Source organism: Kitasatospora sp. NPDC034035, from assembly GCF_055575755.1.
In genome coordinates, this window is sequence record NZ_JBVISA010000003.1 from 375,124 (window position 1) to 386,760 (window position 11,637).

Consider the following 11,637-nt stretch of genomic DNA (forward strand, 5'->3'; position numbering starts at 1 on the left):
TCGGCGGATCTGAGCCGTTTCGCGCCGCGCAGCCCCTTCGTGTACGTGCCGTTGTCGCCGAGCCGCGCCGGGGGCCCGGGCGGACACCGGCGACGGCCGGTCAGCAGGGACGGCGGCGCAGGTCCATGACGTAGTCGTGCGGGGCACCGGCGCTCTCGGCGGCGTCGGCGACCAGGCCGAGGTAGCGGGCCGCGGGCAGACCGCCCTCGTAGTCGTTGAGCACGTACGTCCAGACCGGGATGGAGCCGTCCAGGGTCTGCGCGCGGAGCTTGATCTTGCGGTAGATGCCGAGCTGGACGCCCTCCCAGCGGTCCAGGCCGTCCTCGTCCACCGGCGAGACGTCGTACAGCGAGACGAAGACCTGGTCCTTCTCGTCCTCGACGACGGTGGCCAGCGAGCCCTCCCAGCCGAGCTGCTCGCCGCCGAAGGTGAGCCGCCAGCCGTCCAGCCACCCCGTGCCGCGCAGGGGGGAGTGCGGGGCTCGGCGGGTCATCTGCCGGGCATCGAGGTTGGTGGCATACGCGGCGTAAAGGGGCATGGGGGGAAGCGTAGCCCGGGCGGCGCGCGGACCGGGCTACCGGACGGAGGTACGGAGGCCGGACCCCGGCGTGGCGGCGCTCTCGGCGTGCGGGACAATGGGGAGCGTGACTCGGATCGTGATCATCGGTGGCGGACCCGGCGGCTACGAGGCGGCCCTGGTCGCCGCACAGCTCGGCGCGGAGGTGACCGTCGTCGACCGCGACGGTCTGGGCGGATCGGCGGTGCTCACGGACTGCGTTCCGTCGAAGACGCTGATCGCGACTGCGGAGGTGATGACCACCTTCGACAGCTCGTACGAGGAACTCGGCATCATCGTCGCGGACGACACGCCTCCCAACGAGCAGGCCGCCAGGGTCGTCGGCGTGGACCTGGGCAAGGTCAACCGCCGTGTGAAGCGCCTGGCGATCGCTCAGTCCCACGACATCACCCAGTCCGTCACCCGGGCCGGCGTCACCGTGCTGCGCGGCCGCGGCCGGCTCGGCACCGGCGGGCAGGCCGCCGACGGCTCCCGCGAGGTGCTGGTGGACGCGCCGGACGGGGCCGTGCACTCGCTGCGCGCCGACGCGGTGCTGATCGCCACCGGCGCCCACCCGCGCGAGCTGCCGGACGCCCAGCCGGACGGCGAGCGGATCCTGACCTGGACCCAGGTGTACGACCTGGAGGAGCTGCCCCGCGAGCTGATCGTGGTCGGCTCCGGTGTGACCGGTGCGGAGTTCGCCGGCGCGTACCAGGCGCTCGGCTCCAAGGTCACCCTGGTCTCCAGTCGCGACCGCGTGCTGCCGGGCGAGGACCCGGACGCCGCCGAGGTGCTGGAGGACGTCTTCCGTCGCCGCGGCATGAACGTGATGGGCCGTTCGCGGGCCGAGAGCGTCAAGCGGATCGGCGACCGGGTCGAGGTGACCCTGGCCGACGGCAAGGTGATCGAGGGCTCGCACTGCCTGATGGCGGTCGGCTCGATCCCCAACACCTCCGAGATGGGCCTGGAGGAGGCCGGGGTCAAGCTCAACGACTGGGGCCAGATCCAGGTCGACCGGGTCTCCCGCACCACCGCCCCCGGCGTGTACGCGGCCGGCGACTGCACCGGCGTCTTCATGCTCGCCTCGGTGGCGGCCATGCAGGGTCGGATCGCGATGTACCACGCGCTCGGTGACGCGGTGCAGCCGCTGAACCTCAAGACCGTGGCCTCCAACGTCTTCACCGACCCGGAGATCGCCACCGTCGGCTACACCGCGGCCGACGTGGAGTGCGGCAAGATGGACGCCGTCGTGGTCAAGCTCCCGCTGCGCGGCAACCCGCGGGCGAAGATGCAGGGCATCCGGGACGGCTTCGTGAAGCTGTTCTGCCGTCCGGGCACCGGCATCGTGGTCGGCGGCGTGGTCGTCGCCCCGCGCGCCAGCGAACTGATCCACCCGATCTCGCTCGCGGTGGACGCCAATCTGACGGTCGAACAGGTGGCCAGCGCCTTCACCGTCTACCCGTCCGTCTCCGGTTCGACTGCCGAGGCCGCCCGGCAGCTGCACATCCGCAAGCGGGCCGACGGCGAATCCTGAGCGTCCGGCGCACAGTTGAGGGGCGGCTGCCGATCGGCGGCCGCCCCTCGCGCATGAGTGATCGTCACCCGGACGGCGGGCGCAGTCCCGGGCTGTTGACGGCGCGTATTGTACGGTCACGCGCCGCTCGTGCGTGAGCAATTCCCGCTACTAGCAGCAAACGCCTGAAAGCAGACGGTCACGCAGGTTACCGTCGGTTCTGTGTTTGCTGCAGAACGTCGCCAGTTGATCCTCGAAATGGTGCGCGCCAACGGAGCGGTCTCGCTCCGGGAGTTGGCCCGCGTCGTCCAGACCTCCGAAGTGACCGTGCGCCGTGACGTGCGGGCCCTGGAGGCAGAAGGGCTCCTCGACCGCCGGCACGGCGGCGCGGTGCTCCCCGGCGGCTTCAGCCGCGAACCCGGTTACCCGCAGAAGACCCACCTGTCCGCGGCGGAGAAGAGCGCCATCGCGGACCTCGCCGCCGGCCTGGTGGAGGAGGGCGACGCGGTGGTGGTCGGTGCCGGCACCACCACCCAGGAGCTGGCCCGCCGGCTGGCACGGGTGCCGGGTCTGACGGTGGTCACCAACTCGCTGCTGGTCGCCCAGGCACTGGCACACGCCAACCGGGTCGAGGTGGTGATGACCGGCGGCACCCTGCGCGGCTCCAACTACGCGCTGGTGGGCAGCGGTGCGGAGCAGTCGCTGCAGGGGCTGAGGGTCACCAAGGCCTTCATCTCCGGCAGCGGGCTGACCGCCGAGCGCGGGCTGTCGACCGCGAACATGCTGTCCGCGAGCGTGGACCGGGCCATGGTGCTGGCGGCCGCCGAGGTCATCGTCCTCGCCGACCACACCAAGCTCGGCGCGGCCGGCATGTTCCAGACCGTCGCCACCGAGACCATCACCCGGCTGGTCACCGACGAGCAGGCCGCCGCGGACGACGCCACCGCCCGCGAACTGGACGCGCTCGCCGACTGCGGGGTGCAGATCGACCTGGCGCCGATCGGGGCGGCCCCGAGCGGCGACGCCCCGGTGCACGGCACCGGCAGCGGGCCGGTCCACCAGACCCAGCCCGGCCCGATGGCCCGCCGCCCGGGCCCGCCCCCCGGCGGCGCCCCGCTGCCCGGCCAGCGCCGCCCCGGCGCCCACGGCGGCCCGGGCGGGATGCCGGTCCGGCTGGCCGAGATGGGCCTGCCGCGCGGGCGCTGAGCAGCCCGGCCGCAGCGGCGCGGAGAGCCGCAACCGGCGCACAAAGCGACCGGTCCGCACACCCCGAAGGGCGTACGGACCGGTCGGTGCCCGACGGGGCGGGTCAGTCCTTGATCTCGCAGAGCGCGGCGCCGCTGCTGACGCTCGCGCCGACCTCGGCCTTGAGGCCGACGATGGTGCCCGCCCGGTGGGCGTTCAGCGGCTGCTCCATCTTCATCGCCTCCAGGACCACGATCAGCTCGCCCTCGGCGACGACCTGGCCCTCCTCCACGGCGACCTTGACGATGGTGCCCTGCATCGGCGAGGCCAGGGTGTCACCGCTGACGGCCGAACCGGCCTTCTTGGCGCCCGCCCGGCGCTTGGCCTTGGCGGCGCCCGTCGCACCGGCCGCCGGGGCCGTCGAGACGCCCAGCGAGGACGGCAGCGAGACCTCGATCCGCTTGCCGCCGACCTCGACCACGACGGTCTCCCGGCCCTCGGCCTCCTCGCCGTCGCCGGCCGCACCGGCGAACGGCGGGATGGTGTTGTCGAAGTCGGTCTCGATCCACCGGGTGTAGACCGTGAACGGCTCGTCGCTGCCGTGCACCTCGGGCGCGAACGCCGGGTCGGTGACGACCGCCTGGTGGAACGGGATGGCGGTGGCCATGCCCTCCACCTTGAACTCGGTCAGCGCGCGGCGGGCCCGCTCCAGGGCCTGCTTGCGGTCGCGGCCGGTGACGACCAGCTTGGCCAGCAGCGAGTCCCAGGCCGGGCCGATGACCGAGCCGGTCTCCACGCCGGAGTCCAGGCGCACGCCCGGGCCGGACGGCGGGGCGAACAGCGTCACGGTGCCGGGCGCGGGCAGGAAGCCGCGGCCCGGGTCCTCGCCGTTGATGCGGAACTCGAAGGAGTGGCCGCGCACCTCCGGGTCGTCGTAGCCGAGCTCCTCGCCGTCGGCGATCCGGAACATCTCGCGGACCAGGTCGAGGCCGGTGACCTCCTCGGTGACCGGGTGCTCCACCTGCAGACGGGTGTTGACCTCCAGGAAGGAGATCGTGCCGTCCATCGCCACCAGGAACTCGCAGGTCCCGGCGCCCTCGTAGCCGGCCTCCTTCAGGATGGCCTTGGACGCCCGGTACAGCTCGGCGTTCTGCTCGGGCGTCAGGAACGGCGCGGGCGCCTCCTCGACCAGCTTCTGGTGGCGCCGCTGCAGCGAGCAGTCACGGGTGGAGACGACCACCACGTTGCCATGCTTGTCGGCGAGGCACTGGGTCTCGACGTGCCGCGGGTTGTCCAGGTAACGCTCGACGAAGCACTCGCCGCGACCGAAGGCGGCGACCGCCTCGCGCACCGCGGAGTCGTACAGCTCCGGGATCTCCTCCAGGTTGCGGGCGACCTTGAGGCCGCGACCGCCGCCGCCGAAGGCCGCCTTGATGGCGACCGGCAGGCCGTTCTCCCGGGCGAAGGCGACGACCTCGTCGGCGCCCGAGACCGGGTCCGGCGTACCGGCGACCAGCGGGGCACCGGCGCGCTGCGCCACGTGCCGGGCGGTCACCTTGTCGCCGAGGTCGCGGATGGCCTGCGGCGGCGGGCCGATCCAGATCAGACCCGCGTCGAGGACGGCCTGGGCGAAGTCGGCGTTCTCCGACAAGAAGCCGTAGCCGGGGTGGACGGCGTCCGCGCCGGAGTCGGCGGCCGCCTTGAGGACCTTGGCGATGTCCAGGTAGCTGGTGGCGGGGCTGTCACCACCCAGCGCGTAAGCCTCGTCGGCCGCGCGGACGTGCAGCGCATCCCGGTCCGGCTCGGCGTAGACGGCGACGCTGGCGATACCGGCGTCCGAGCAGGCACGGGCGACGCGGACGGCGATTTCCCCGCGGTTGGCGATGAGCACCTTGCGCACTGTGGCTCCCTTCTTGAACCTCGTTGAGTTTATGGATTCCTGGGCAGTACCGGCGAGTAGCCCCCGGTTGTGAACTATCCCACACGCTCGGTGATGGGATCCGGCGCCCCGATACCGGCCGGTACGAAGACTCCGCAGGTCGCGACCGGTGGAGCCGGAGCGGTAGGGGCCACGGGGGGTGACGCAGCGGCGGCGTGGCGGGACGGTGGCGTCGGCCACAGTCTCGCGGGGCCGTGGGCCACGGTCTCACACCGCCCGCTCAGGCGGCGCCGGAGCGGGCGGCGGGCCGCTGCAGCGCCTCGGCCGTCACATCGGCCACCAGCTCCACCATGTCCGGCCCGTACGCCTTCGGATTGACCACCCGCAGGACCAGCGCGAAGGTGCCGTTGCGGCCGTGCTTGCGGGCGAGTTCGCGGTGGTGCGCGACCAGGTAGCGCACGCCGGCCTGGTTGGCGGTGCCGGTCTGGCCGGAGACCAGGAACACCGGGCGCCCGCCGTCCGGGGTGGCGATCCGGGCCAGCAGGGTGTGCGCCTGGTCCTGGTCGGCGGTGAAGTCCCGGTCGCCCACCACGAGCACGTTGCTGCCCGGGTCGGGGCCGGAGGTGAGCATCGCGCCCGGCAGACCCCAGGCCAGGTGGGCGGCCATCCGATCGTTGCTGACCGGGCCGCCGAGGCAGAGCTCGGTCTTGGCGCCCAGACCCCGGTGCGCGGAGTCGTGCGCGACCAGCTCGGGCCGCGCCCCGCACTCCTCGACCAGCCCGGCCAACCACATCAGGGCGTAGGCGTCCCGGCGGGTCACGGTGGTCGCGTGCGAGCCCGCGCCGATGCTGCGCGGCACCACGATCAGGCACTCGCTGTCGGCGGGCAGCCCCAGGAACTCCCGCACCCGCTCGACCCGGCGGCGCCGCCGCAGGGCCTGGGCCAGCCAGCTGAGGCCGGCGCTGATGGCACTGGCCACCAGGCCCAGCACCACGTTGAGCACGCTGTCGGTCATCGCCGCGTTCCCTCCCCGTTCGAAACGCCCGTCAGCTTAGAGGGCCAACGGGAGGAAGCGGCAGGTCACTTGGTCCACAGATCGGTGATGCGCACGTCCAGGTCGGCGAGCAGGCGGCGCAGCAGCGGCAGGGAGAGGCCGATGACGTTGCCCGGGTCGCCGTCGATGCCGTCGACGAACGGGGCCGAGCGGCCGTCCAGGGTGAACGCCCCGGCCACGTACAGCGGTTCGCCGGAGGCCACGTACGCGGCGATCTCGTCGTCGTCCGGGGTGCCGAAGCGGACGGTGGTGGAGGCGGTGGCCGAGGACTGCCGACCGGTCACCGTGTCGATCACGCAGTGGCCGGTGCGCAGCACCCCGGCGCGGCCGCGCATCGACTGCCAGCGGGCCAGCGCCTCGGTGGCGTCGGCGGGCTTGCCGAGCGCCTGCCCGTCCAGCTCCAGGACGGAGTCGCAGCCGATCACCAGCTCGCTGCCGGTGAGTTCGGCGGCGACGGTCTTCGCCTTGGCCTCGGCCAGGACGAGCGCGAGCTCGGCGGGGGAGGCGGCGCTGATCGCGTCCTCGTCGACGCCGCTGACCACCACGCGCGGGTCGAGACCCGCCTGGCGCAGCAGCCCGAGGCGGGCGGGGGAGGCGGAGGCGAGGACGAGGGCGCGCTGGTCGGTCATGCCCACCAGCGTAGGGGGTGCCGGTGTCCGCCGTTCAGGTGAACGACCGGGCGATCATGATCAGGACGGCGCCGACCAGCACCAGGGCGGCGAGCACCCGTCCGGCCCGCTGCATCCGCTCCTGCATCCGACGGGCCTCGGGCGAGGGCTCGTCGCGGGGGTCTGACCAGAGCACCCGTCCAGAGTGCGCCGCGGCCGGGCCCGGGCGCCTGAGTATCCGTACTCAGGTTTCGGGCAATCCGGGCGGGCAACGGCGCACGACCGCCCCGAGCCGAAGGGGCGCCCCGAGCAGCGTCACGGGCGAGCGGGCGAATAGCAGCGCAGGAAGTCGGACGGGCCGACTTCCTGCGCCGCGTACGGTCGGTTCAGCGTGCCCAGCCCGACGTCCGCCAGGCGTGGACGCCCGGGTGGACGGCGGGGCGGAGCAGGCGGGAGCGGTCGTTCCAGGGGGAGGCCGGGCCGACGCCGGCCTGACGCGCCGCCTCGGCGGCGGCCTGCGCGGCGGCGGCCCGGGCCTGGACCACCGCCAGAACGGTGGCCAGCTCCTCGGGGGTCGGCTGCCCGTGCAGCACGTGGATCGGGGACATGGCTGGTTCTCTCCCGACAGGGATGGGGCCTACAGGGGGATGTTGCCGTGCTTCTTCGGCGGCAGCACCTCGCGCTTGCCGCGCAGCGCCCGCAGGCCCCGGACGATGTGCCGGCGGGTCTCGCTCGGCGCGATGACCGCGTCCACGTAGCCGCGCTCGGCCGCCAGGTACGGGTTCAGCAGGGTGTCCTCGTACGAGGCGATCAGCTCGGCCCGCTTCTCCCCGGCGGTGCCGGACGCCTCGGCCTCGGCGATCTCCCGGCGGTGCAGGATGTTGACCGCGCCCTGCGCGCCCATCACGGCGATCTGGGCGGTCGGCCAGGCCAGGTTGAGGTCGGCGCCGAGGTGCTTGGAGCCCATGACGTCGTACGCGCCGCCGAAGGCCTTGCGGGTGATCACGGTGATCAGCGGGACGGTGGCCTCGGCGTAGGCGTAGATCAGCTTGGCGCCGCGGCGGATGATGCCGTCCCACTCCTGCTCGGTGCCGGGCAGGAAGCCGGGCACGTCCACGAAGGTCAGCACCGGGATGTTGAACGAGTCGCAGGTGCGGATGAAGCGGGCGGCCTTCTCGCTGGCGTTGATGTCCAGGCAGCCGGCCAGGTCCATCGGCTGGTTGCCGACGATGCCGACCGACTGGCCCTCGACCCGGCCGAAGCCGGTGATGATGTTGCCCGCGAACAGCGGCTGGGTCTCCAGGAACTCGCCGTCGTCGACGATGTGCTCGATCACCTTGTGCATGTCGTACGGCTGGTTCGCCGAGTCCGGCACGATCGTGTCGAGTTCGAGGTCGTCCTCGGTGACCGTGAGGTCGGCCTGCTCGGGGTAGGACGGCGGGTCGCTCAGGTTGTTGGAGGGCAGGTACGAGAGCAGGCTCTTGACGTACTCGACCGCCTCCTTCTCGTCCGAGGCCAGGTAGTGCGCGTTGCCGGACTTGGTGTTGTGGGTGCGTGCGCCGCCCAGTTCCTCCATGCCGACGTCCTCGCCGGTGACGGTCTTGATCACGTCCGGGCCGGTGATGAACATGTGCGAGGTCTGGTCGGCCATCACCACGAAGTCGGTGATCGCGGGGGAGTACACCGCGCCGCCCGCGCACGGACCCATGATCAGCGAGATCTGCGGGATGACGCCCGAGGCGTGCACGTTGCGGCGGAAGATCTCGCCGTACAGGCCGAGCGAGACCACGCCCTCCTGGATCCGGGCGCCGCCCGAGTCGTTGATGCCGATGACCGGGCAGCCGGTCTTCAGCGCGAAGTCCATCACCTTGACGATCTTCTCGCCGAAGACCTCGCCGAGGGACCCGCCGAAGACGGTGAAGTCCTGGGCGAAGACCGCGACCTGGCGGCCGTCGACGGTGCCGTAGCCGGTCACCACGCCGTCACCGTACGGGCGGTTCTTCTCCTGGCCGAAGTTGGTCGAGCGGTGCCGGGCGAACTCGTCGAACTCCACGAAGGAGTCCTCGTCGAGCAGCTCCACGACCCGCTCGCGGGCGGTCAGCTTGCCCTTGGCGTGCTGCTTCTCCACGGCCTTGGACGAGCCGGAGTGCACCGCCTCGTCCAGCCTGCGCCGCAGGTCGGCGAGCTTGCCCGCGGTGGTGTGGGGGTCGTACGACGCCTCGGTCATCCGGTGGCTCTCCCTGATCCATGGCCGCGACCTGTTCGATTGCGCGCGGACCGGGTGGTGGGGGCCCGCGCATGAGGGCAGGGCGGCGCTACGAACTACCGCTGGGTAGCGTAGCGAGCGCGGAGGGCCATCCGTCATGTCCTGGCGTTATGGCCATCGACACAGTTTGGTTGACGGCCGTTCTGCGGGACGATGGGGCGGCCTACGTCCCATGCCGGCACCCACCACCTAGGGTTTCCCCCATGGACGCCCCCGACACCCCCCGCCGCAGCGGACTGCGCGGCTTCGGCCACACCGGACCGTCGCCCTGGACCGACCTGGACCGTCCGCCGCTCGACGAGAAGGCGCTGCGCCACGACCTGCTCGTCCCGGGCGGCCTCTGGACCTCCCTGGACGTCGTCACCGAGACCGGCTCCACCAACAGCGACCTCGCCGCCCGGGCCAAGGCCGGCGCCGCCCAGGGCGCGGTGCTGGTGGCCGAGGCGCAGAGCGCCGCGCGCGGCCGGCTGGACCGGCAGTGGACCGCCCCGGCCCGCTCCGGGCTGTTCCTGTCGCTCCTGCTGCGTCCCGAGGAGGTGCCGGTCGAGCGTTACGGCTGGCTGCCGATCCTGGTCGGGGTGGCCGCGGCCGCCACGCTCGGCCGGGTCGCCGAGGTCGAGGTCGGGCTGAAGTGGCCCAACGACCTGCAGGTGGAGATCGACGGCGCGGAGCGCAAGGTCGGCGGCATCCTCACCGAGCTGGCGGGCGGCGCGGTCGTCGTCGGCCTCGGCCTGAACGTCTCGCTGCGGGCCGACGAGCTGCCCGTGCCCACCGCCGCCTCGCTCGCGCTGGCCGGCGCCGCCACCACGGACCGGAGCACCCTGCTGCGGGCCCTGCTGCGCGAACTCGCCGGGCTGTACCGCGAGTGGACGGCCGCCGCCGGCGACCCGCACACCAGCGACCTGCTGCGCGCCTACGTGGACCGCTGCAGCACGCTCGGCCGCCAGGTGAAGGTCCACCTGCCCGGCGACACCGAGCTGACCGGCGAGGCGGTGGCGATCGACGGCGACGGGCGGCTGGTGGTTCGTACGCCCGACGGAGCACGCCGGGCGGTCGGCGCGGGCGACGTCGTCCACGTGCGCCCCGAACCCCGCTGAACGGCAGTCTTCACTTCTCCTTGACTCGGGCGGATGCCCCGGATCCGGTGATTCCGTGCGAACATTCCACCTGGCAACGGTGTGAGGCGCGCCACTGCCCGCCCGGGTGGCGGGCGGCGGGCCCGGACAGGTAGGACACGAGGCGAGTGCGGCGACCGCACGGGGACGGACCGGTGGCAGAGGACGGCAGCAGCGGCGCGACGGCGGGCAGCCACGACCCCACGGTCGCGCTCGAACTGGAACGCCTGATCCTGGACGCGCCACGCCGTTACACGCCGTACCAGGCCGCGCGCGCCGCCGACGTCCCGATGGAGCTGGCCACCCGGTTCTGGCGTGCCATGGGCTTCCCCGACATCGGCCAGTCCCGGGCACTCACCGACGGCGATGTGATCGCCCTGCGGCGGCTGGCCGGGCTGGTCGAGTCCGGGCTGCTGAGCGAGTCGATGGCGATCCAGGTCGCCCGCTCCACCGGCCAGACCACGGCCCGGCTGGCCGGCTGGCAGATGGACACCTTCCTGGAGAACCTCACCCAGTCCGTCGAGCCCGGGCTGACCCGGGCCGACGTCGCCTACCCGCTGGTCGAGCTGCTGCTGCCGGAACTGGAGCAGTTCCTGGTGTACGTCTGGCGGCGCCAGCTGGCCGCCGTCACCGGCCGGGTGGTGCAGGCCGCCGAGGACAACGAGATCACCAGCGGGCGGCTCGCCGTCGGCTTCGCCGACCTGGTCGGCTTCACCCGGCTGTCCCGGCGGCTGGAGGAGGAGGAGCTCGGCGAACTCGTCGAGACCTTCGAGAACACCTGCTCCGACCTGATCGTCGGCCAGGGCGGCCGGGTGATCAAGACCCTCGGCGACGAGATCCTCTACGTCTCCGAGGACCCGGCGACCGCCGCCGAGATCGCGCTCGGCCTGGTCGAGGCACTCGCCGGGGACGAGGCCATCCCGCCGCTGCGGGTCGGCATGGCCTTCGGCACGGTCACCTCGCGGATGGGCGACGTCTTCGGCACCACCGTCAACCTGGCCAGCCGGCTCACCTCGATCGCGCCCAAGGACGCGGTGCTGATCGACGGCGAGTTCGCCGCCGCGCTGGAGCAGAACGGCAGCGTCGCCCCGGCCGACTCGGAAGGGCCAGGCCTGGCCGAGGCACTGTCGGCCGCCGCCGGGATGCCCGCCTCCGGGCTGCCGATGCCCGCGCCGGACACCGGCGCCCGCTTCCACCTGCAGCCGATGTGGCGGCGGCCGGTGCGGGGGCTCGGGCTCGTCGAACCGTGGCTGCTCACCCGGCGGCTGTAGGCGGAGTAGCGGCGTAGCCGGCCGTGTGCGGGGGTAGCCGAGCCGGCCGTGGGCGGGGTGGCGGAATAGCCGGCCGTAGGCGGGGTAGCCGGGGGCACGGGAAGGGCTCCGTCGGCCGTCTCCGGGTGCCGAACGGTTGAAACCCGTACGGTCTGGCGTGGGTCCATCCGGGCAAACGGGGCATAACCGA

Annotated in this window: 11 protein-coding genes; 4 read left to right on the plus strand and 7 right to left on the minus strand. The window is 72.9% G+C overall.

The window, feature by feature from the left end:
- Positions 1 to 100: 100 nt before the first annotated feature.
- The gene (locus tag ACZ52J_RS06610) at positions 101 to 538 is read right to left on the minus strand and encodes a gamma-glutamylcyclotransferase family protein (protein WP_360495304.1); all 438 of its coding nucleotides are present in this window, start codon (positions 536 to 538) and stop codon (positions 101 to 103) included.
- A gap of 97 nt (positions 539 to 635) precedes the next feature.
- On the opposite strand from ACZ52J_RS06610, the gene ACZ52J_RS06615 reads away from it, so the two are divergent.
- Together ACZ52J_RS06615 and ACZ52J_RS06620 are read left to right on the plus strand one after the other, a co-directional pair.
- Entirely contained in the window at positions 636 to 2,090 is a 1,455-nt protein-coding gene (locus ACZ52J_RS06615; protein ID WP_360495307.1) for an NAD(P)H-quinone dehydrogenase, read from the plus strand.
- A gap of 237 nt (positions 2,091 to 2,327) precedes the next feature.
- A complete protein-coding gene (locus tag ACZ52J_RS06620) occupies positions 2,328 to 3,275 on the plus strand; it encodes a DeoR/GlpR family DNA-binding transcription regulator (protein WP_396288788.1) in 948 nt (315 codons plus the stop codon).
- Between the two features lie 103 nt (positions 3,276 to 3,378).
- On the opposite strand, the gene ACZ52J_RS06625 is transcribed toward ACZ52J_RS06620, so the two are convergent.
- The 6 genes from ACZ52J_RS06625 to ACZ52J_RS06650 all read right to left on the minus strand — a co-directional run bounded on the left by ACZ52J_RS06625 (position 3,379) and on the right by ACZ52J_RS06650 (position 9,022).
- The gene (locus tag ACZ52J_RS06625) at positions 3,379 to 5,154 is read right to left on the minus strand and encodes an acetyl/propionyl/methylcrotonyl-CoA carboxylase subunit alpha (RefSeq protein ID WP_360495313.1); all 1,776 of its coding nucleotides are present in this window, start codon (positions 5,152 to 5,154) and stop codon (positions 3,379 to 3,381) included.
- A 259-nt stretch (positions 5,155 to 5,413) separates the two neighbouring features.
- Positions 5,414 to 6,148 carry a hypothetical protein gene (locus ACZ52J_RS06630; RefSeq protein ID WP_465616318.1) on the minus strand — a complete coding sequence of 245 codons (735 nt, stop codon included), beginning with the start codon at positions 6,146 to 6,148 and terminating at the stop codon, positions 5,414 to 5,416.
- A 65-nt stretch (positions 6,149 to 6,213) separates the two neighbouring features.
- A complete protein-coding gene (locus tag ACZ52J_RS06635) occupies positions 6,214 to 6,816 on the minus strand; it encodes a Maf family protein (RefSeq protein ID WP_465616320.1) in 603 nt (200 codons plus the stop codon).
- Between the two features lie 34 nt (positions 6,817 to 6,850).
- On the minus strand, positions 6,851 to 6,991 hold the full coding sequence (gene mmpB / locus ACZ52J_RS06640) for a morphogenic membrane protein MmpB (RefSeq protein ID WP_360495322.1): 141 nt from the start codon (positions 6,989 to 6,991) through the stop codon (positions 6,851 to 6,853).
- A gap of 190 nt (positions 6,992 to 7,181) precedes the next feature.
- On the minus strand, positions 7,182 to 7,403 hold the full coding sequence (locus tag ACZ52J_RS06645) for an acyl-CoA carboxylase subunit epsilon (RefSeq protein ID WP_360495324.1): 222 nt from the start codon (positions 7,401 to 7,403) through the stop codon (positions 7,182 to 7,184).
- A gap of 29 nt (positions 7,404 to 7,432) precedes the next feature.
- Positions 7,433 to 9,022 carry an acyl-CoA carboxylase subunit beta gene (locus tag ACZ52J_RS06650; protein WP_465616322.1) on the minus strand — a complete coding sequence of 530 codons (1,590 nt, stop codon included), beginning with the start codon at positions 9,020 to 9,022 and terminating at the stop codon, positions 7,433 to 7,435.
- A 242-nt stretch (positions 9,023 to 9,264) separates the two neighbouring features.
- Here ACZ52J_RS06650 and ACZ52J_RS06655 point away from each other — a divergent pair, with 242 nt between their 5' ends.
- Positions 9,265 to 10,158: a biotin--[acetyl-CoA-carboxylase] ligase gene (locus tag ACZ52J_RS06655; RefSeq protein WP_465616324.1), complete on the plus strand. Its 894-nt coding sequence runs from the start codon at positions 9,265 to 9,267 to the stop codon at positions 10,156 to 10,158.
- A gap of 173 nt (positions 10,159 to 10,331) precedes the next feature.
- Positions 10,332 to 11,447, plus strand: coding sequence for an adenylate/guanylate cyclase domain-containing protein (locus ACZ52J_RS06660; protein ID WP_360495331.1), 1,116 nt, complete (start codon positions 10,332 to 10,334; stop codon positions 11,445 to 11,447).
- The last annotated feature ends 190 nt before the right edge of the window (positions 11,448 to 11,637 follow it).